The sequence below is a fragment of the Stenotrophomonas rhizophila genome (assembly GCF_003651185.1).
Taxonomy (GTDB): domain Bacteria; phylum Pseudomonadota; class Gammaproteobacteria; order Xanthomonadales; family Xanthomonadaceae; genus Stenotrophomonas; species Stenotrophomonas maltophilia_Z.
Window position 1 is genome coordinate 1,635,524 of the sequence record NZ_RCDC01000004.1, and the last position, 19,304, is coordinate 1,654,827.

General features: G+C 66.7%; 17 protein-coding genes and 1 tRNA gene. 9 read left to right on the forward strand and 9 right to left on the reverse strand.

Annotated features, from left to right (window positions below):
• Positions 1 to 106: 106 nt before the first annotated feature.
• Together BCL79_RS07265 and rimK are read right to left on the reverse strand one after the other, a co-directional pair.
• A complete protein-coding gene (locus tag BCL79_RS07265; RefSeq protein WP_121039293.1) occupies positions 107 to 574 on the reverse strand; it encodes a cell division protein FtsQ/DivIB in 468 nt (155 codons plus the stop codon).
• 251 nt (positions 575 to 825) lie between these two features.
• Positions 826 to 1,719 carry a 30S ribosomal protein S6--L-glutamate ligase gene (gene rimK / locus BCL79_RS07270; RefSeq protein WP_121039296.1) on the reverse strand — a complete coding sequence of 298 codons (894 nt, stop codon included), beginning with the start codon at positions 1,717 to 1,719 and terminating at the stop codon, positions 826 to 828.
• 142 nt (positions 1,720 to 1,861) lie between these two features.
• Here rimK and BCL79_RS07275 point away from each other — a divergent pair, with 142 nt between their 5' ends.
• Positions 1,862 to 2,608: a hypothetical protein gene (locus tag BCL79_RS07275; protein WP_147433866.1), complete on the forward strand. Its 747-nt coding sequence runs from the start codon at positions 1,862 to 1,864 to the stop codon at positions 2,606 to 2,608.
• A gap of 24 nt (positions 2,609 to 2,632) precedes the next feature.
• Here the strand turns inward: BCL79_RS07275 and BCL79_RS07280 are convergent.
• Positions 2,633 to 2,706 (reverse strand) — tRNA-Gly (locus BCL79_RS07280).
• Positions 2,707 to 2,831: 125 nt separating this feature from the next.
• Positions 2,832 to 4,661: an autotransporter outer membrane beta-barrel domain-containing protein gene (locus tag BCL79_RS07285; protein WP_121039301.1), complete on the reverse strand. Its 1,830-nt coding sequence runs from the start codon at positions 4,659 to 4,661 to the stop codon at positions 2,832 to 2,834.
• A gap of 205 nt (positions 4,662 to 4,866) precedes the next feature.
• On the opposite strand from BCL79_RS07285, the gene thiS reads away from it, so the two are divergent.
• From thiS to BCL79_RS07305, 4 genes are read left to right on the forward strand one after another with little or no spacing between them, the layout of a single operon-like run.
• Positions 4,867 to 5,067, forward strand: coding sequence for a sulfur carrier protein ThiS (gene thiS / locus BCL79_RS07290; RefSeq protein ID WP_121039303.1), 201 nt, complete (start codon positions 4,867 to 4,869; stop codon positions 5,065 to 5,067).
• 38 nt (positions 5,068 to 5,105) lie between these two features.
• Positions 5,106 to 5,900, forward strand: coding sequence for a thiazole synthase (locus tag BCL79_RS07295; protein ID WP_121039307.1), 795 nt, complete (start codon positions 5,106 to 5,108; stop codon positions 5,898 to 5,900).
• Positions 5,900 to 6,634: a tRNA (guanosine(46)-N7)-methyltransferase TrmB gene (trmB, locus tag BCL79_RS07300; protein WP_121039310.1), complete on the forward strand. Its 735-nt coding sequence runs from the start codon at positions 5,900 to 5,902 to the stop codon at positions 6,632 to 6,634. Before BCL79_RS07295 ends, trmB begins: the two co-directional genes overlap by 1 nt.
• 24 nt (positions 6,635 to 6,658) lie before the next feature.
• On the forward strand, positions 6,659 to 8,506 hold the full coding sequence (locus tag BCL79_RS07305; protein ID WP_121039313.1) for an SLC13 family permease: 1,848 nt from the start codon (positions 6,659 to 6,661) through the stop codon (positions 8,504 to 8,506).
• A 103-nt stretch (positions 8,507 to 8,609) separates the two neighbouring features.
• Here BCL79_RS07305 and BCL79_RS07310 read toward each other — a convergent pair whose 3' ends face one another.
• The gene (locus tag BCL79_RS07310) at positions 8,610 to 8,957 is read right to left on the reverse strand and encodes a Rieske (2Fe-2S) protein (RefSeq protein WP_121039316.1); all 348 of its coding nucleotides are present in this window, start codon (positions 8,955 to 8,957) and stop codon (positions 8,610 to 8,612) included.
• A 177-nt stretch (positions 8,958 to 9,134) separates the two neighbouring features.
• Between BCL79_RS07310 and BCL79_RS07315 the strand changes: the two genes are divergently transcribed.
• The 4 genes from BCL79_RS07315 (at position 9,135) to BCL79_RS07330 (ending at position 12,267) form a co-directional block, all read left to right on the forward strand.
• Complete coding sequence (locus tag BCL79_RS07315; protein ID WP_121039319.1) at positions 9,135 to 9,410, forward strand: hypothetical protein; 276 nt, start codon at positions 9,135 to 9,137, stop codon at positions 9,408 to 9,410.
• 108 nt (positions 9,411 to 9,518) lie between these two features.
• On the forward strand, positions 9,519 to 10,226 hold the full coding sequence (locus BCL79_RS07320; RefSeq protein WP_121039322.1) for a fumarylacetoacetate hydrolase family protein: 708 nt from the start codon (positions 9,519 to 9,521) through the stop codon (positions 10,224 to 10,226).
• A gap of 54 nt (positions 10,227 to 10,280) precedes the next feature.
• Positions 10,281 to 10,694, forward strand: a complete 414-nt coding sequence (mscL, locus tag BCL79_RS07325) for a large-conductance mechanosensitive channel protein MscL (RefSeq protein ID WP_121039325.1) — start codon at positions 10,281 to 10,283, stop codon at positions 10,692 to 10,694.
• Positions 10,695 to 10,845: 151 nt separating this feature from the next.
• Positions 10,846 to 12,267: a M28 family peptidase gene (locus BCL79_RS07330; protein ID WP_121039328.1), complete on the forward strand. Its 1,422-nt coding sequence runs from the start codon at positions 10,846 to 10,848 to the stop codon at positions 12,265 to 12,267.
• 284 nt (positions 12,268 to 12,551) lie between these two features.
• On the opposite strand, the gene BCL79_RS07335 is transcribed toward BCL79_RS07330, so the two are convergent.
• From BCL79_RS07335 to BCL79_RS07350, 4 genes are all read right to left on the reverse strand, one after another.
• Positions 12,552 to 13,391: a TrmH family RNA methyltransferase gene (locus BCL79_RS07335; RefSeq protein ID WP_121039331.1), complete on the reverse strand. Its 840-nt coding sequence runs from the start codon at positions 13,389 to 13,391 to the stop codon at positions 12,552 to 12,554.
• Positions 13,384 to 14,901 carry an alanine/glycine:cation symporter family protein gene (locus tag BCL79_RS07340; RefSeq protein ID WP_121039334.1) on the reverse strand — a complete coding sequence of 506 codons (1,518 nt, stop codon included), beginning with the start codon at positions 14,899 to 14,901 and terminating at the stop codon, positions 13,384 to 13,386. The genes BCL79_RS07335 and BCL79_RS07340 overlap by 8 nt, the downstream gene beginning before the upstream one ends.
• 129 nt (positions 14,902 to 15,030) lie before the next feature.
• Positions 15,031 to 18,156, reverse strand: coding sequence for an efflux RND transporter permease subunit (locus BCL79_RS07345; protein ID WP_147433867.1), 3,126 nt, complete (start codon positions 18,154 to 18,156; stop codon positions 15,031 to 15,033).
• Complete coding sequence (locus BCL79_RS07350) at positions 18,153 to 19,241, reverse strand: efflux RND transporter periplasmic adaptor subunit (RefSeq protein WP_121039337.1); 1,089 nt, start codon at positions 19,239 to 19,241, stop codon at positions 18,153 to 18,155. Before BCL79_RS07350 ends, BCL79_RS07345 begins: the two co-directional genes overlap by 4 nt.
• Between the last annotated feature and the right edge of the window lie 63 nt (positions 19,242 to 19,304).

Here is a 19,304-nt window from a genome sequence, read left to right on the forward strand (position 1 = left end):
GGAGCCGCAGGGCAGCATGTGGAAGGGGACTGCGCGACCTCAAGCTGACCATACAGCGTCGATTCTTAACATTAGACACCGTCGAATGCTGGCGCAGCGTCAAAACTCAGCGCTGATTCGACTGCGCGGGCTGAAGCTCACGCATCATGTTCTTGGCGCTTTCCGTCGCAATGCGTCGCTGGGCAACTGTGGCGCAGACACGCTGCGGCCGGTTGCTGCCGGTCGGCCGTTCGCTGCGGCAGACCATCCGGCTGTCTTCCTTGGCGGTGCTCATCAAAGTGTTGATGAGTTCCTGGTCATTGAACACATCCGTGCGCTGCAGTGGCGGAAGCTGGTCCACGCGCTCATTGCTGCCCAGCTTTACCCGGATCCGGTTCAGGGCCGCCTGCACGCGGCTCCGGTTTTCCAGGGTCATCTCGCTGTACTCCTCACTGCGCAGTGCGTTTTCGACGCTGGTCAGCTGCTGGGCGGCAGGGGCATCAGCGGTCAGCGTGACGGCGGCTTCCGCGGTCGGCTTGGCATGGACGGCGAAGGACAAGCAGCCCAGCAGGGCAATAACGGTCAATCGAGACATCCCTGACTTCCTTATCCGAAAATGAATGAGAGCCAACTCTACGAGGATGAAAGGCTTCCTACAAGTTACCGATGGCAGGGGAAAACGAAGCTGCCGGCCAGAAAAAGGCCCGGACAGCTGACGCTGACCGGGCCTGAAGGTGTTTCCCGATTACCGATCCTGCTGAGGAGGGCAGAGCTGCGGTTCGACAGAGCCTACGCCGGGGCCGATTAAACCGATGTTAAGGCCCTGCCGCACCTTGGAAAACCGCATCAACCCTTTGTATTTGCAGGTTTTTTCAAGGACGCGACATGATCGATGATGCGCCCGGCAAGATCGGCCTGGCAGATCGCCTCGATGCCTTCCAGCCCGGGGGTGGAGTTGACCTCCAGCACCAGCGGGCCGCGGCTGGAGCGGATCAGGTCGACGCCGGCTACGCCCAGGCCCAGCGCCTTGGCCGAGCGCACCGCCACCAGCTGCTCGGCCCGGCTGGCCTTGGCGGCCCGGGCGCTGCCCCCGGCATGCAGATTGGAGCGGAAATCCCCCTCCGGCGCCTGCCGTTGCATCGCCCCGACCACCTGATCGCCGACCACCAGGCAGCGCAGGTCGGCGCCCTGCGCCTCGCCGATGAACTCCTGCATCAGGAAGTTGGCATAGAGCCCGCGCAGTGCCTCCACGATGCCGCGCGAGGCGCTGGCCTTTTCGGTGAGGATCACGCCGCGGCCCTGGGTGCCCTCGTTGAGCTTCACCACATGCGGCGGCGGGCCCAGCATCGAGAGCAGATCGACGGTGTCATCGGGGTTGTCGCCGAACACCGTGACCGGCATGTCGATGCCCTTGGAAGCCAGGATCTGGTGGGCGCGCAGCTTGTCGCGGGCACGCAGGATGGCGTCTGAGGGGTTGGGCGTGCGCGCGCCCATCATCTCGAACTGACGCAGCACGGCCGTCCCGTAGCGGGTGACCGAGGCACCGATGCGCGGGATCACCGCGTCCACCCCGGTGATCGGCCGCCCCTTGTAATGCATGGTGAAGCCATCCGCGGCGATGCGCATGTAACAGCGCAACGGATCGAGGATGCGCACGGTATGGCCCCGCGCACGCGCGGCCTCCACCAGGCGACGCGTGGAGTACAGCTTGCTGTTGCGGGACAGGATGGCGAGTTTCATCGCGGCGCAGGGGGCAGGAAAGCGCGAAGCATAGCGTGCGGTGCGTAGGCCGCGATGATGGGCCACCCTGGCGATGCTGCGGCCCGCATCCAGCGGTTGTTCCACAATAATGGGCGCCCACACAGATGCCCCGGCAACACGGATGACCACGCCTCCCACCCGTCATTGTTTCGCGGCCCTGCTCGGGGTTCTGCTCTCAGCGGGCACGCATGCCGCGCCTGCCCATTTCACGGGCTACAGCGACTTCTACAGGTCGTTGGGCGATCCCCTGTTCGAGGGAAAGGGAACCGCACTCGACAAGCCCTGCACGGACGCACCGCGCGAGTGTCTGTGGACCACCTCGATGACGCAGGCCCTGCGGCGCTACGATGCAACCGATTGGATCGTTCCGGGCACCTTGCAGATGAACCCGGCCGATGGCGCACCCGACATTGCCTTCGATGGCCAGGCGCTGATGGTCGGTACGCGGCGGTGGCCATTACGCAGCGCTGTCCGTCTTGCACCACCGAACTGGCCCAGCGGCACCCCCATCGACCCGGAGAATCTGGCCAACGTCACCGCCTGGCAGCACGGCACGTCGGTGTGCCTGGACATGCAGTATGTGAGCAGTGGTAAAGGCGGTCGCTACACGCTGGTGGTGCTGTTGCAGGGTGAGCACCTGTACACCCTGCCCCCGCTGTTTGGCAGTTGCGTCGCCCTACAGAAGGCGGCGGGCAATGGATTCAGTTATCCGAGCAATACCTATCTGGGCCCGGGCATGGAAACCGACCCAAGTGGCCTGCAGGTGGACTATCTGCTATCGGATGGCAAGACACGCGTTGCGCGTTATCTGCTGCGCTTTCCTGATCGGGGCGACCCTTTCACCTTCGAGGCATCGCGCGTGCGATGACGCTTGGCGTGGGAAGGTGACGCGTGGAGCGGGTGAAGGGAATCGAACCCTCGTCAGTAGCTTGGGAAGCTACAGCTCTACCATTGAGCTACACCCGCAAGGCGCGGCGTAAGTCTATTCGGGCGGGGCCCTCGAACGCAACGGGCGGCACTGGGCCGCCCGTTGTTTCACGCTCTTCTGCCGCCGTGCACGGCGCCCGCGGGCGGGCGCTGCGCAAGTGGGATCAGAAGCTGCCGCCGAAGCTGGCGAACAGCGACACGTCACGTGCACGCTTCTGCATCGTGGTGGTGCTCATGCCGATGTTGCTGCTCAGGCCCCACAGGTTCAGGCGCGCACCCAGCACGGCGGTGGCGTAGTTCTTGTCGAACGCCAGGCCCGGCACCTTGTACATGCCCACGTCCGGCATGGTCTGCAGCCAGGCGCTGGCCTGCTTGCTGTCCTCGAACTCGTGGTCATAGGTGACCTGCACGTAAGGCTTGACGTTGCCGCCATCGAAGCGGGCCTGCCAGCCGACGCGGCCGACGGTCGAATCCGTATCCTGGTCGCCATAGCCCAGCGCCGAGGCGCTCAGGTTGGACTCGGTGTAGCCGTCCAGCTTGACCTTCTGCCAGATCACGGCGGCGACCGGACCGTGGCGGAAGCCGCCTTCGGTGCCGAACTCGTAGCCGGCGTTCAACGCGGCGGTCAGGTTGCTGCCTTCCGGCGAGCCCTTGTGGATGCGCGTTGCCGGGCCGAGCTGCAGCTTGCGGGTCACGTCGTAATCCAGCCAGCTGTAGCTCAGCTGGCCATTGACCCAGGCGCGCTCGCCATACCAGCCGGCGAACAGGCCCAGCGTGGTATCGGACTGGGTGAAGTCGCCCTTGTTGTTGCCGAAATCGGCGTCCATGCGGCCATAGCCGGCGAAGCCGCCGACCACCATGCCGTCACGCGCCCAATCCACACCGAACAGGCCGGCCGGGGCCATGCCGTCATACAGATCGGCGTGGGCGTAGCGCTGCATGTCGCCGCGCAGGTTGCCCCACCAGCTCAGGCCGTCGGCCGGACGGCCATCCACGTGCCAGCTGACCTGGTCAGCGCGCGAGCGGCCGATGGTCTGTGCCGAGTGGGTCAGGATCTGCTGGTTGCGCGGGGCTTCCAGGATCGACAGGGTGTACTCGCCCAGCATCTGGTGCGTGGCGGTGGTCGGGTGCACGCCATCGGCGAACACGTAGCTGTTGGCCGCGTTCGGGGTGACATAACTGGTCGGGTTGCAGGTCAGCGACGAGGCCGTGGTGCAGGCCGGGCTGGTCACGTTGACGAAGCCGTACTGGCCCGGGTTGGCGACGATTTCCTGCAGGATGTGGAAGGTATCCACCGGAATCACCTGCAGGCCCGCGGCCTTCAGGCCACCGAACAGGGCATCGTTGTAGGCCTTGGCCAGCGCGGTACCGGCGGCCATGCCGGCCGGGCCACCGGCGCGGGCGCCCGGGGTCAGGCCGACGTCCGGAATGGTCGGGACCACGATGTATTCGGCGCCAGCCGCCTTCAGCGTGCCGACGATGCCGACCTGGTCGGTGACGGCATTGGTCAGCGTGGAGACCAGCGGCGCACCGGCCTGGATCGCGAACAGGTCATTGGCACCGCCCCACACGGTGTACAGCGCGTTCGGGTCGGCCTTGCCCCCGTTGGCCGCCAGGTACTGCGCGGTCTGGGTCTTGAGCGAGTACACCGGCACGGCCGGGGTACCCGGGGCGAGCACCTGGCTGGTGTCCACACCGACACGAGCGCCGCCGATGGCGTAATTGTCACCGTTCTGGCCGTTGCCGTGGGCAGCGCCGTTGGTGCCGTAATAGCTGGCCACATGCTGTGCCCAGGTCCAGCCCGGGTTGGTGGTGAACTGGCCCGTCACCGGCTGCACCGCGGCCGGCAGCAGCGGGCGGAAGTAGCCCGCATCGGTCAGGCTGTCGCCGATGAAGACGGTCTTGGTGTACGGCGACTGCGCCATGGCCGGCATCGCGGCCAGGGCGATGGCCACGGCCATGAGGGAACGGATCGGGCGTTTGCTGAGCAACATGAGAATTCCTTTAGGGTGGGGAAGACGGCGGACGTACGCCGGCGCACGGTGCCATGTTTCCACTGCACCTCGCCGGCATCACGCTGCGCTGCGGCATGACGCCCGGCAGCCCGCCGCCCGGCCATCATTGGCCTGACGCTCGCGGCACCTCTGCCGCGGGGCGCACAGGGTACGCACTGTGGAGTGATTGCGGGACAATACCGTCATGAACATCCAGCTCAACGGCGAGAACCGCCAGCTTCCGCACACCGCCACCGTCCACGACCTGCTGCGCAGCGAGGACCTGCTCGAGCGCCGCGTGGCGGTCGAGGTCAATGGCGAGATCGTCACCCGCAGCCAGCACGCCAGCCACCCCCTGCGCGAGGGCGACGTGGTCGAGATCGTGCATGCGCTGGGCGGCGGCTGAGGCAGCATCGTGACGCGCGATAGGCGATAATTCCGGCCATGAATGCACCTGCCCCCACTGATTCGCTGGTGATCGCCGGCAAGACCTATGCTTCCCGCCTGCTCACCGGCACCGGCAAGTTCAAGGATCTGGAAGAAACCCGCCTGGCCACCGAGGCCGCAGGCGCCCGGATCGTCACCGTCGCGATCCGCCGCACCAACATCGGGCAGAACCCGGGCGAGCCGAACCTGCTCGATGTGCTGCCGCCGGACCGTTACACCATCCTGCCCAACACCGCCGGCTGCTACACCGCCGAAGACGCCGTGCGCACCTGCCGGCTGGCCCGCGAACTGCTGGACGGCCACAACCTGACCAAGCTGGAAGTGCTGGGCGACCAGAAAAGCCTGTACCCGGATGTGGTGCAGACCCTCAAGGCGGCCGAGCAACTGGTCAAGGACGGCTTCGAGGTGATGGTCTATACCTCCGATGACCCGATCCTGGCCAAGCGCCTGGAAGAGATCGGCTGCGCGGCGGTGATGCCGCTGGCCGCGCCGATCGGCTCGGGCCTGGGCATCCAGAACAAGTACAACCTGCTGCAGATCATCGAAGACGCCAAGGTGCCGATCATCGTCGATGCCGGCGTGGGCACCGCCTCCGATGCGGCCATCGCGATGGAACTGGGCTGCGACGGCGTGCTGATGAACACCGCCATCGCCGGCGCGCGCAACCCGATCCTGATGGCCAGCGCGATGCGCAAGGCCGTGGAAGCCGGCCGCGAGGCTTTCCTGGCCGGGCGCATTCCGCGCAAGCGCTACGCCAGTGCGTCCTCACCGATCGACGGGTTGATCGGCTGATGACCAATCCTTTCGACAGCGTCGGTGCCAAGGCACCGCCCAAGCCCTTCACCATCACCGAAGGCCGCCGCGAGGTCCGCAGTTTCGTGCTGCGCCAGGGCCGCTTCACTCCCGCCCAGCAGCGTGCGTTCGATGACCGCTGGCCGCGCTTCGGGCTGGACTTCACCGGTGAGCCGCGCGATCTGGATGCCACCTTCGGGCGCGATGCGCGCAAGGTGCTGGAAATCGGCTTCGGCAATGGCGCCGCGCTGCGCTTCGCCGCGCAGCAGGACCCGAGCCGCGATTACATCGGCCTGGAAGTGCACGCCCCCGGCGTGGGCCGCCTGCTCAATGCCCTGGCCGACGACAACGCCGACCACGTGCGCCTGTACCACCACGATGCCGTGGAGGTGTTGGAAAAGGAAATCGCCGATGGCGCGCTGGATGAAGTGCGCATCTACTTCCCGGACCCGTGGCACAAGAAGCGCCACAACAAGCGTCGCCTGATCCAGCCCGGCTTTGCCGACCTGCTGGTGCGCAAGCTGCGCGTGGGTGGCCGCCTTCACTGCGCCACGGACTGGGAAGACTATGCCGAGCAGATGTGGGACGTGCTCGATGCCACCGCCGGGCTGAGCAACCGCGCCGGCCCGCGTGGGCAGGTCGAGCGGCCGGAATGGCGCCCGCAGACCCACTTCGAAACCCGTGGCCAGAAGCTCGGCCATGGCGTGTGGGACCTGTTGTACGACCGCACCTGATCCGACAAGGAACCGCGCCACCCCATGGATACCGCGCTGACGCTGACTACCGACATGAAGCTCGTTCTGGGGCTGGTCGGCTTCACGATGGCGATGTTTCTGTTCGAGCGCATCCGCGCCGACGTGGTGGCACTGGTGGTACTGGTGGTGCTCGGCGTCACTGGCCTGATCGCTCCGGAAGAAATCTTCGGTGGCTTCTCCGGTAACGCGGTGATGAGCATCATCGCCACCACCATCCTCGGCGCGGGCCTGGACCGCACCGGGGCGCTGAACCGGTTGGCGGCCTGGCTGCTGCGGCGCGGGCATGGCGTGGAAACACGCCTGCTGATGATGACCACCGCGATCGCCGGCTTGAACTCTTCGTTCATGCAGAACCCCTCGGTGATGGCGTTGTACCTGCCGGTCGCCTCGCGGCTGGCCGCGCGCACCGGGCTGACCCTGCAGCGCCTGCTGCTGCCGATCGCCGCGGCCATCGTGATGGGCGGTGCGCTGACCATGGTCGGCAACTCGCCACTGATCCTGCTCAACGATCTGCTGGCCTCGGCCAACAACAACCTGCCCTCGGGCCTGGCCACGATCGAGCCGCTGCGGATGTTCGCGCCGCTGCCGATCGGCGTGGCGCTGCTGATCGCCTCGCTGCTGTATTTCCGCTACTTCGGTGATCGCAAGCTGGTGGAGGAAGAGACGCTGGCCAACGACGGCGTCACCCCGTCGCGCACCGAGAGCTACTTCGCCAAGACCTACGGCATCGAAGGCGATGTGTTCGAACTGGTGGTCACCGCCGAGAGCCCGCTGGTCGGCATGACCCTGGGCGAGGCCGAGAACGTGCACGATGCGCCGCTGCTGCTGGCGCTCAAGACCGGTAACGACACCCGCCTGGCGCCGCCAGCGGAGATGCGGATCTGGGTCGGCAGCGTGCTGGGCGTGATGGGCGCGCGCCAGCAGGTCAGCGATTTCGCGCAGAACCAGTTCCTGCGGATGTCCTCGCGGCTGAAGCACCTGGGTGATCTGTTCAACCCGAGCCGCGCCGGCATTTCCGAAGCGGTGGTGCCGCCCACGTCCGACGTGATCGGCAAGAGCGCCTCGGACCTGCGCCTGCGCAAGCAGCGCGGCATCAGCCTGCTGGCGATCAACCGCGACAAGCAGGTGATCCGCGAGGACGTGCGCAACGTGGCGCTGCGCGCCGGCGACATGCTGGTCTTCCACAGCATCTGGACCGACCTGGCGCAGGCGGCCAAGAGCCGCGACTTCGTGGTGGTCACCGATTACCCCAAGGGTGAGCAGCGGCCGCACAAATTCAAGATCGCGATGAGCATCTTCGCCATCACCATCCTGATCGCGCTGACCTCCAAGCTGCCGGTGGCGCTGACCCTGATGACCGGCGTGGCCGGCATGCTGCTGACCGGCGTGCTGCGCATGGACGAGGCCTACGCCTCGATCAACTGGAAAACCGTATTCATGATGGCCGGGCTGATTCCGCTCGGCTGGGCGATGGACAGCAGCGGCGCGGCGGCGTGGATCGCCGGGCACACGATCGACCGCCTGCCGACCGGCATCCCGGTGTGGGTGCTGGAAATCGCGCTGGCACTGTTGACCACGATGTTCTCGCTGGTGATCAGCCACGTGGGGGCAACCATCGTGATGGTGCCCATCGCGGTGAACCTGGCGCTGGCCGCCGGTGGCAGCCCGACCGCGTTTGCGCTGATCGTGGCGTTGTCGGCCTCGAACAATCTGATGACGGCCTCCAACCCGGTGATTTCGATGATCACCGGCCCGGCCAACTACACCCCGCGCGAGCTGTGGCGCGTCGGTGCCCCGCTGTCGTTGATCTATACGGCGGTGGTGGTGCTGATGATCAACCTGATGTTCTAGGGCGTGCCGGCCAGCGGCCGGCACTACCGGTCGGTGGGCGACATCTGAGACGTAGCGGCCAACGGTCGCTACCTACCGATGGGCCCGGGCCCACCGGTCGTTGTCACGCCAGCCAGACCTGGCCGTCGCGCACCTGCACGGACACCGCGCGCAGGCGATCACCGCGACACGGGCCGGCCACGCAATCACCGTTGTCCAACGAGAACGAGGCGCCATGCGCTGCGCACACCAGGTGGCCGTCCTTGCTTTTCAGGAACTGCCCCGGGGCCCAGTCCAACCGGCGGCCCGCGTGCGGGCAGATGTTCAGCCACGCGCGCACCTGGTCACCCTCGCGGTACAACACCACCGATTCGCTGTCGCCCTCAATGGTGGCATCGGTTTCGGCGAAACCCCCGTCGGCCATGGCATCCAGGGCGATGAGGGCGGTGGCGGTGGACTCTGGAACGGACATGGCATCTACAACAGGCAGTGGAAGCACAGTGTCTCACGCACTCATGTCACTGGCTCCCGGATGAATACAAGTCATTGATTTGAAATGAACACGCGGTACGTTTAACGACTTTTTCACTCAATGACAAAAGCCAGCACGGATACTCGTCCACTGCTGACCTCAGCCAAAAAGAGTGCCATGTACAGCCGCATCTTCCAGTTCAACCAGTTCCGTGCCCTGTTCGCGCCGCGCAAGCCGCGCCACCCGTTGGTGCGCGTCGCGGTCGGTCTGTTGGGCCTGGCGATCCTGGCCGCGCTGGTGTTCGTGGGTGTGTTCGTGGGCGCGGCGATGATCATCGCCGGTCTGGCATGGAAGCTGCTCGCCCAGCGCAAGAGTGCGCGCACCGTTCCGTCGCAGGTCGTGGACGGCGAGTACCGGGTGGTCCGCAAGCAGGCCTTGCCGATGTCGCGTTGATCCACGCGCATTGCTCCTGATGACGGCCGCGCCCTGCGCGGCCGTTTCTGTTTGTGGCGGCGGGAAAACGCTCTAGACTGCGGCGAAACCTCTCCACAGGACGCGCGCATGACCGATGTAATCCCCACGCCCGAGCAGCCCCGCATTCCGGTCGCCGGCGGCGGTACCTTCCCGGTGCGTCGCATCTACTGTGTGGGCCGCAATTTCGCTGATCACGCGCGCGAAATGGGCGCGGCCGTGCCGTCTGCCGACGATCGCGGCCGCCCGATGTTCTTCAGCAAGCCGGCCGATGCGATCGTGGTCGGCCATGACGATGTGATCCCCTACCCGCTCGCCACCCAGGACCTGCACCACGAGGTGGAGCTGGTGGTGGCGATCGGCAAGGACGCGCCTGCCGGCGAGTTGCCGGTCGACCAGGCCGAGGCGCTGGTGTTCGGCTACGGCGTCGGCCTGGACCTGACCCGCCGCGATCTGCAGGCGCAGGCCAAAGCCAAGGGCCACCCGTGGGATCCGGCCAAGGGTTTTGACCAGTCCGCCCCCGTGAGCGAGCTGGTGCCGGCCGGTGAAGTCGGCGATCTGGCCGCCCTCAATCTGTCGCTGGAGATCAATGGCGAGGTGCGTCAGCAATCACTGCTGGACCAGATGATCTGGAACGTGCCGGAGATCCTGCACGAGCTCTCCAAGCTGTGGGCACTGCGCGCGGGCGATCTGGTCTTCATGGGCACGCCCTCGGGCGTGGCCGCATTGAAGCCGGGCGACCGTTTCAGCGCGCGCCTGGAAAACGTGGCCGAGCGCCACGGCATCATCGCTGGATGACATCCGCTGCGTTACGCTGCTGCGTCTTTTTCCCCACTGCGACAGGAGAGCCCGATGGGTGTACTGACTGAGTTCAAAGAATTCGCCATGCGTGGCAACGTCATCGATCTGGCCGTGGGTGTGGTCATCGGTGCGGCGTTCGGCAAGATCGTCACCGCACTGGTGGACAAGATCATCATGCCGCCGTTGGGCTGGATGATCGGCCGGGTGGACTTCTCCGAGCTGGCCTGGACCCTCGCCCCGGCCCGGATTGCCGCCGATGGCAAAGAGATTCCGGCGGTAGTGATCGGCTACGGCGATTTCCTCAACACCGTGGTGCAGTTCGTGATCGTGGCCTTTGCGATCTTCATGGTGGTCAAGTTCATCAACCGCCTGGCCCGCAAGAAGCAGGCCGAGCCGGCCGCCCCGGCAGCGCCGAGTGAAGAAGTGCTGCTGCTGCGCGAGATCCGCGACAACCTCAAGCACTGAGGCAGCACCACCGGTGGTGCCGAAAGCCCCGCTCCGGCGGGGCTTTCGCTTTTGGAAAACAGTATCTGCCGGAGCATGACGTCCCGCCCATGTGCGTGCGGGAGAGGCTGGTAAGCTCGGACGCTTCCGCCCCGTTTCCCGGAGTTCGTCCATGCGTCGCCGCGTCCTTGCCATCGCATCTTCCCTCGCCCTGCTGGCCGCGCCCGCGTTCGCGGCGACCGGTATCACCACGCTGCCGCCGACCTCGCTGGCCACCGCCGCCGAGCTGCGCGAGCAGGCCCTCAAGGACGACACCGGCTGGAAGGTGGTCGAATCGCTGACCACCGAGATCGGCCCGCGCATCGCCGGCAGTGAAGCCGACGCACGCGCCGTGGCCTGGGCGGTGGCGAAGTTCAAATCACTGGGCTTCGACAAGGTTTGGACCGAGCCGGTCACCTTCCCCAAGTGGGAGCGCCGCAGTGAGCACGCCGAAGTGATCGGCAAGCACGCCCAGCCGCTGACCATCACCGCACTGGGCGGCAGCCCGGGCGGCACGGTGGAGGCCGAGGTGGTGCGCTTCGCCGATCTGGCCGCGCTGCAGGCCGCGCCGGCCGGCTCGCTGAAGGGCAAGATCGCCTTCGTCGATTACCAGATGACCGCCTACCGCGATGGCCGTGACTACGGCAACGGTGGCGCGGTGCGCAGCAAGGGCCCGTCCGAGGCGATCCGCAAGGGCGCGATCGGCTTCGTGATGCGCTCGGCCGGCACCGATTCGCACCGCGTGCCGCACACCGGCATCACCCGCTTCGATGACGGCCTGACCCCGGTCCCGGCTGCCGCGCTGTCGGTGCCCGATGCCAACCAGCTGGCGCGCCTGGTCGCGCTCGGCAGCACCACGCTCAAACTCAGCCTGGATTGCGGCTGGGACGGCAAGGCGACCTCGTACAACGTGATCGGCGAGATCACCGGGCGCAGCCTGCCCAAGGAAGTGGTGGTGATCGGCGGTCACCTCGATTCCTGGGACCTGGGCACCGGCGCGGTGGATGACGGCGCCGGCGTGGGCATCACCATGGCGGCCGGCCATCTGATCGGCCAGCTCAAGCAGGCGCCCAAGCGCACCATCCGCGTGATCGCCTTCGCCAACGAGGAGCAGGGCCTGTACGGCGGCAAAGCGTATGCCGAAGCGCACGCCAAGGATGTGGTGCTGCACCAGCTCGCGGCCGAGAGCGATTTCGGCGCGGGCCGCATCTACGCCTTCAACACCGGCTCACCGAACCCGGCCACCTCGCGCGAAGCCACCCGCCAGATCGCCGAGGTGCTCAAGCCGCTCGGCATCGAGTACGCCGCCGACAAGGGTGGCCCGGGCCCGGACGTGGGTCCGCTGGCGGCCAAGGGTGGCGCGTGGGCGTGGCTGGCACAGGATGGCAGCGACTACTTCCACCTGCACCACACCGCGGACGACACGCTCGACAAGATCGACCCGGCCGCACTGGCGCAGAACGTAGCGGCGTATACCGTGTTCGCCTATCTGGCCGCCGAGGCCGAGGGCAGCTTCGGCAGCGAAGCCAAGCCGACCACGCCGCCGAGCGAATAAAAAAAAAGCCCGGTCGCAATGCGACCGGGCTACCGGGATAACGTCACACCCCACGCGGTGAGCGCCGCTAGACCTTCGCGGTCCGGACAAGCGGATCGCCGCGCTGCGGGGGTGTCTCTCCTCACCCACGCAGCACAGCGCCCGCCCGGCACTGTGCGCAGTTTGCACTGCATGCACTATGCGATTAATCCGAATCGGATGTAGTCACGACGATTTCGGTGAAACCGATCACACCGTGGGTGGCGCGAATGACGCCGCGCTCCCCCCGAAAACGCTCGCAGTGGTCAAACGCGACTGCGTCCGTACCACTGCGCCAACAATACGGCCGTCGCCGAGGCGACGTTGAGGCTTTCCACGGCACCGGTGCCCGGGATGGAAACCTGGTGGTCGCAGTCCTGCGCCAGCTCGCGATCCATGCCCTCGCCTTCGGCGCCCATGACGTAGACCAACCGCGACGGCAGCGTAGTGGCGAACAGATCATCCCCGCCTTCCACCAGCGTGGCAGCCAGACTCAACCCGGCCGCGCGCAGCTGCGCCATCGCCTCGGGCAGTTCCGGCAGACGCACCAGCGGCACCGCCTCGGCGCCACCTTCGGCCACGCGCGCGGCCGCACCGGACAGCGCCAGCGTGGAATCCGGTGGCAGCAGCAGCCCGGCCACACCGAAGTGCGCCGCCGAGCGCAGGATCGCGCCGAAGTTGTGCGGGTTGCCCACGCCATCCAGCCACAGCGCCAGCACCGGCTTGTCGGCCGGCAGCGTGGCCAGCCATTCGTCCAGCGCCAGCATCGGCGCACGCAGCACGTCGGCCACCAGACCCTCGTGGTGGGTCGTCGCGGCGAGCTTGTTCAGATCGCCGTCTTCCACCACGCGGTAACCGACGCGGTTGGCCACGCACCATTTCAGCACTGGCTGCATGCGCGGGATCAGCGCCTCGGTCAGGTACAGCTTGCGCAGCGCCTGCGGGCGATGCTCGAACAGGGCCTGCACGGCATTCCAGCCGTACAGGCGCAGCTCGTCGTTGCCGCGGCCGGGCGGCGGCGGCGTGCCACCTTCGCGGGGCGGCAACGGCGTGGCGCGCGGCGGCCGCGAGGACGGACGGCGCGCATTCTTCCAGGGATCATTCACTACGGGACAGCTCCAGCTTGCGGGTACGCCAGAAATCGGCGTTCTTGATGCCAAGTGCATCGGGGTCGAAGGTCGGATCCAGGCCGAGCTTCTTTTGGCGTTCGTAGTCGCGCAGGGCCAGCATCGCCGGCTTCTGCACGATCAGGATCGCGATGATGTTCAACCACGCCATCAGGCCTACGCCGATGTCGCCCAGCGCCCACGCCATGCCGGCATTGTGGAAGGCACCGAAGATCACCATGCCGATGATGCCCAGGCGGAGCAGCAGGACGGTCAGCGGGCGCTTGGCGTTGTTGTTGACGTAGGTCAGGTTGGTCTCGGCCATGTAGTAATAGGCCATGATCGTGGTGAAGGCGAAGAAGAAGATCGCGATCGCCACGAAGGCCGCACCGAAGCCCGGGATGACGGTTTCCACCGCCGCCTGCGCGTAGCCCGCGCCTTCGGCGACACCGGCCAGGCCGGCGAACACGGGCGCGCCGCCCGGCACCGGGGAATACACGTTGTAGGTGCCCGCGGCCAGGATCAGGAAGGCGGTGGCGGTGCACACCATCATGGTGTCGAAGTAGATCGCGAAGGCCTGCACGTAACCCTGCTTGGCCGGGTGCGAAACCTCCGAGGCGGCGGCCGCATGCGGGCCGGTACCCTGGCCGGCCTCGTTGGCGTAGATGCCGCGCTTGACGCCCCACTCCACCGCCAGACCCATCATCGCGCCGAACGCGGCATGCGCACCGAAGGCGCTGCTGAACACCGTGCGGAACATGTCCGGCACGCGGTCGTAGTTGATGATCATGATGGTGATGGCCATCAGGATGAAGGCGGCGGCCATGAACGGAACGACCACCTCGGCGAAGTTGGCGATGCGCTTGACGCCGCCGAAGATCACCACCGACAGCAGCAGCGCGACCACGATACCGATGCCCAGCTTGAGCGCCTGCACCGATTCCAGGCCCATGAACTGGCCATCCAGCGGCCCGCACAGGGCGCCGCCGCGGCAGGCGTTGATGATGCTGTCGGCGATGGCATTGGCCTGCACGCCCGGCATCAGGAAGCCGGCGGCGATGATGGTCGCCACGGCGAAGGCCAGGGCGTACCACTTCAGGCCCATGGCCTTTTCGATGTAATACGCCGGGCCACCGCGGTAGCGGCCTTCGGCATCCTTGGTCTTGTAGATCTGCGCCAGGGTGCATTCCACATACGAGGTGGACGCACCGAGGAAGCCCATCACCCACATCCAGAAGATCGCACCGGGGCCGCCGAAGGCGATCGCGGTGGCCACACCGGCGATGTTGCCGATGCCCATCCGGCCGGCCATGGACATGGCCAGCGCCTGGAACGAAGACACGCCCGCGTCGGATTTCTCACCCTGCACGGTGAGCCGGCACATTTCCACGAACCCACGGATCTGCATGAACCGGGTACGGGCACTGAAGTACAGGCCTGCGGCAAGACACAGGAAGATCAGAGCTTTGCTCCAGATGATCCCGTTGATGAAACTGACTACTTCTTCCACGCGCTCTCTCCAGTCGGCGGAAACAAAAGGAACGTCCCCGTCGGCTGGGACCCGGTCGATTCTCCACGATCCGCGCCGGAGTGCGTAGTGGCAATTTCGATGAATGGGCGGCCATGCCGCCCATTCGGGTCAGGCATGGCCGCCGACCGAGGGCGTTTGCGCTTCCTGGCGAGCCAGTTCACGCGCCACGGCTTCCGGCGAGCGGGTGTACGGGGCCAGCAGCGAGTAGAACGCCGGCACCACGAACAGCGACAGGAACGTGGACACGGTCACGCCGAAGATCACCACCACGCCGATCGTGCCGCGGCTGGCCGAGCCCGGGCCACCGGCCACCACCAGCGGGATCGCACCGACCACGGTGGCGATGGAGGTCATCAGGATCGGGCGCAGGCGCACCATCGCCGATTCGACGATGGCCTGGTGCACGTTGCGGCCCTCATCGCGCAGCTGGTTGGCGAACTCCACGATCAGGATGCCGTTCTTGGCCGCCAGGCCCACCAGCATCACGATGCCGATCTGGCTGAACAGGTTGATCGTGCCACCACTGACATACAGCCCCAGCAGCGCGCCGAGCACGCCCAGCGGCACCGTCAGCATGATCACCAGCGGGTGGATGAAGCTCTCGAACTGCGCAGCCAGCACCAGGAACACCACCAGCAGCGCCATCGCGAAGGTCAGCAGCACGGCGCTGCCCGCGTTCTGGTACTCGCGCGATTCGCCCTTCCAGCTGATCTGCGCATGCTGCGGCAGCTCTTCACTGGCCACCTGCTGGGCCCAGGCGATGGCCTCGCCCAGCGGATAGCCCGGGGCCAGGCCGGCGTTGATGGTGATCGAGCGCAGCCGGTTGAAGCGGTTGAGGCTGCCGGCTTCGGCCACTTCGCTGAGCGTGACCAGGTTGGACAGCGGGACCAGTTCGCCGCCACTGGCACGCACGCGGATCGCGGCCAGATCCGACGGCGAGGCGCGGCCGTCGCGCCCGGCCTGGACCAGCACGTCGTACTCCTCGCCGTTGTCGACGAAGGTGGTGACGCGGCGCGAGCCCATCATGGTTTCCAGCGCGCTGCCGATCGCGGTGACCGATACGCCCAGATCGGCCGCACGCTGGCGATCGATGTTCACGCGCATCTGCGGGCGGGTTTCCTTGTAATCCGAGTCCGCACCGACCAGGCCAGGGTTGTCGGCCATGCGCAGCAGCATGCGGTCACGCCACTGCGCGATCTCCGCGTATTCCGGGCCACCCAGCACGATCTGGAACGGCTGGCCCTGGCTGCGCACCAGACCGCCACCCACCTGGGTACGCACGCGCACGCCCCGCAGGTCATTGAGGTGGGTCTGCAGCTCGGCCGCTACATCCGGGGTGGAGACATCGCGCTGACGCCAGGGCTGCAGGAACACGCTGATGCGGCCGGTATGCATTTCCTCGCTGGAGCCCCAGCCGCCGGGCACGCGTGGGTTGGCACGCACGATCGGCTCATCTTCGCCGACGAAACCGGAAACGATCTTCTCGACCTGCTGGACCTGGCCGACGGTGTAATCGAAGCCCGCACCTTCCGGGCCATCGATCATGATCTGGAAGGAGCCGCGGTCTTCGGCCGGGGCCAGCTCGGACGGCAGCACCTTGAGCAGCAGCGCGCTGGCCAGCAGCGAGAGGATCATCACCACGATATAGACCCACGTGCGGGTCACATGCGCTTCCAGGAAACGCCCGTAGGCGGCCGACAGGCGATCCAGATTGCGGTTGATCACCCCGTGCAGGCCCTTCGGTGCCTGGCCGGTGTGCGGCTTGAGCAGCTTGGAGGCCATCATCGGGGTCAGCGTCAGCGACACGAACGCCGACAGCGCCACCGCCGCGGCCAGTGCGACGGCCAGCTCGCGGAACAGGCGACCGGTGTTGCCTTCCAGGAAGCCGACCGGCAGGAACACCGCGACCAGCACCGCGGTGGTGGCGATGACCGCGAACGCCACCTGGGTGGTGCCGCGTTTGGAGGCGACCAGCGGCGGCTCGCCCAGATCGATGCGGCGCTGCACGTTCTCCACCACGACGATGGCGTCATCCACCACCAGGCCGATACACAGTACCAGCGCGAGCAGGGTCAGCAGGTTGATCGAAAAACCGAAGGCATACAGCGCGATGAAGGCCGCGATCAGACAGACCGGCACCGTCACCGCGGGAATCAACGCGGCGCGGAAACTGCCCAGGAACAGCCAGATCACCGCCAGCACCAGCAGCATCGCCTCGACCAGCGTGGCGTACACGCGATCGACCGCGGCCTCGATGAAAGTGGTGTTGTCGAAGGCCACGAAGATGCGGGTGCCTTCCGGCAGCGTGCTGCTGATCCGGTCGGCTTCCGCGCGCGCTTCACGGGCGACATCCAGCGCGTTGGCGGTGGAGGTCTTGACGATGCCCAGGCCGATGTTCGGCTCGCCATTGCTGCGGTAGTAGGCCCGGCGCTCAGACGAGGCCAGTTCGATCTTGGCCACATCGCCCATGCGCACCACGTACCCATCAGTGCCCTTGCCGAGCGGGATGCCGGCGAAGTCCTCGGGTTTGACGTAGTTGCGCTCCACGCGCAGGGTGAAATCGCGGTCGGCCGATTCGATGCGGCCAGCCGGCAGTTCCACGTTCTCGTTGCGCAGCGCGCTTTCCACATCGCCCACGGTGAGGCCGCGCGCGGCGAGCTGGTCGCGGTCCAGCCAGATCCGCATCGCATAGCGCTGGCGGCCACCGATACGCACCTGGGCCACGCCATCCAGGCTGGAGAAGCGGTCGACGATGTAGCGGTCGGCGTAGTCGCTCAGCTCCAGCGTATCCATCGAGGTCGAGCTCATGTTGAGCCAGATGATGGGGTCGGCGTCGCTCTCGACCTTGGCGATTTCCGGCGGCCGCGCCTCTTCGGGCATGCGGTCGGCAACGCGGCTGACCGCATCGCGCACATCGTTGGCGGCCGCTTCGATATCGCGGTTGGACGTGAATTCGATACTGACCTGCGAGCGCCCGTTGGAGCTGCGCGCGTTGATCGTATCGATGCCTTCGATGCCGGCCAGCGCATCTTCCAGTACCTGGGTGATGCGGCTTTCGATGACCGCTGCCGACGCGCCGGTGTAATCGACCGAGACCGAGACGATCGGCGGATCGATCGCAGGCAGTTCGCGCAGGGTCAAACGCGTGAATGACATGAAGCCCAGCACGACCAGCAGCAGGCTCATCACCACGGCGAAGACCGGCCGCTGGATGGAAACGTCGGAAAGCTTCATCCGGCGGTGTCCGGTTCGGCCGACGCGGCCGCGGCCGGCGCGACCGGTGCAGCGTCTTCGGCCTGGATCTTCAGGCCCGGGCGCAGCTTGCCGGTGCCGTCCACCACGATGCGGTCACCCACGGCGAGGCCTTCGCGGATTTCCACCACACCGCTGCGGCGCCCGCCGGCGACGATGTCGGCACGCTCCACGCTCTGGTCCGGCGTGACCCTGAACACGTAGGAATCGCGTCCGACCTGGACGACCGCGATTTCAGGGATGACCAGCGCCTGGCGCTCGGGGCGGAACATGCGCACATCCAGCAGCATGCCCGGGCGCAGTGCGTGATCGGCATTGATGAAGTCCGCACGCACGGTGACCGCACGCGTGCCCGGATCCACGCGGGTATCGATGGTGGCGACCTTGCCTTCGAAGTTGCGGCCCGGATACGCCACGCTGGTCGCGTTGACCTTGTCGCCGGTGCTCAGCGAGGCCAGCTCGGCTTCGGGCACCTGGAAGTCAACGTGCATGCGCTCGATGTCATCGAGCGTGGTGATCGCGGTGCTGGGGGTGACCAGCGAACCGGCGCTCACCTGGCGGATGCCCAGCACGCCGGCGAACGGCGCACGCACCCGGCGGTCGCCGATGTCGGACTGCATTTCGCGCACGCGGGCATCAGCGGCGTCGCGGATGGCGCGCTGCGTGTCCAGCGTGGAGCTGGCCACCAGTTGCTGGGCGGCGAGTTCGCGCTGGCGCTTGTACAGCTGGTCCGCCTCCAGGAACGTGGCCTGGGCCTGCAGCAGCGCGGCTTCCTGGGCCTGGCCGCGCAGGGTGACCAGCGGCGTGCCGGCACTGACCTGCTGGCCACTTTCGAAGTGCACCGTCTCGATGATTTCGCTGACCTTGGCGGTAACCGTCACCGACTCGCGCGCCTTCGCCGTGCCCAGTGCCTGCAGCGTGTCGCTCCATGCCGAAGCCTTCACCACCTGGGTGGTGACCGGTACGGCGTCTGCCTGCCGGCGAGCGGCCTCGTCTTTACTGCCACACCCTGCCAAAGCGACCAAGGCGATGCCAGCGGCGAAGCGCGCTGCGATGCGTCCCAACATGTGATGCAATCCCGGTTGTTTCTCGACCGCCGAGTGTATAGAGGGGTCGAGCCGGGGCATATG

Bases quoted from the DNA above. Each gene is read 5' to 3' on its own strand.
- BCL79_RS07265 (WP_121039293.1), bottom strand. From the start codon at position 574: ATGTCTCGATTGACCGTTATTGCCCTGCTGGGCTGCTTGTCCTTCGCC.
- rimK (WP_121039296.1), bottom strand. From the start codon at position 1,719: ATGAAACTCGCCATCCTGTCCCGCAACAGCAAGCTGTACTCCACGCGT.
- BCL79_RS07275 (WP_147433866.1), top strand. From the start codon at position 1,862: ATGACCACGCCTCCCACCCGTCATTGTTTCGCGGCCCTGCTCGGGGTT.
- BCL79_RS07285 (WP_121039301.1), bottom strand. From the start codon at position 4,661: ATGTTGCTCAGCAAACGCCCGATCCGTTCCCTCATGGCCGTGGCCATC.
- thiS (WP_121039303.1), top strand. From the start codon at position 4,867: ATGAACATCCAGCTCAACGGCGAGAACCGCCAGCTTCCGCACACCGCC.
- BCL79_RS07295 (WP_121039307.1), top strand. From the start codon at position 5,106: ATGAATGCACCTGCCCCCACTGATTCGCTGGTGATCGCCGGCAAGACC.
- trmB (WP_121039310.1), top strand. From the start codon at position 5,900: ATGACCAATCCTTTCGACAGCGTCGGTGCCAAGGCACCGCCCAAGCCC.
- BCL79_RS07305 (WP_121039313.1), top strand. From the start codon at position 6,659: ATGGATACCGCGCTGACGCTGACTACCGACATGAAGCTCGTTCTGGGG.
- BCL79_RS07310 (WP_121039316.1), bottom strand. From the start codon at position 8,957: ATGTCCGTTCCAGAGTCCACCGCCACCGCCCTCATCGCCCTGGATGCC.
- BCL79_RS07315 (WP_121039319.1), top strand. From the start codon at position 9,135: ATGTACAGCCGCATCTTCCAGTTCAACCAGTTCCGTGCCCTGTTCGCG.
- BCL79_RS07320 (WP_121039322.1), top strand. From the start codon at position 9,519: ATGACCGATGTAATCCCCACGCCCGAGCAGCCCCGCATTCCGGTCGCC.
- mscL (WP_121039325.1), top strand. From the start codon at position 10,281: ATGGGTGTACTGACTGAGTTCAAAGAATTCGCCATGCGTGGCAACGTC.
- BCL79_RS07330 (WP_121039328.1), top strand. From the start codon at position 10,846: ATGCGTCGCCGCGTCCTTGCCATCGCATCTTCCCTCGCCCTGCTGGCC.
- BCL79_RS07345 (WP_147433867.1), bottom strand. From the start codon at position 18,156: ATGAAGCTTTCCGACGTTTCCATCCAGCGGCCGGTCTTCGCCGTGGTG.
- BCL79_RS07350 (WP_121039337.1), bottom strand. From the start codon at position 19,241: ATGTTGGGACGCATCGCAGCGCGCTTCGCCGCTGGCATCGCCTTGGTC.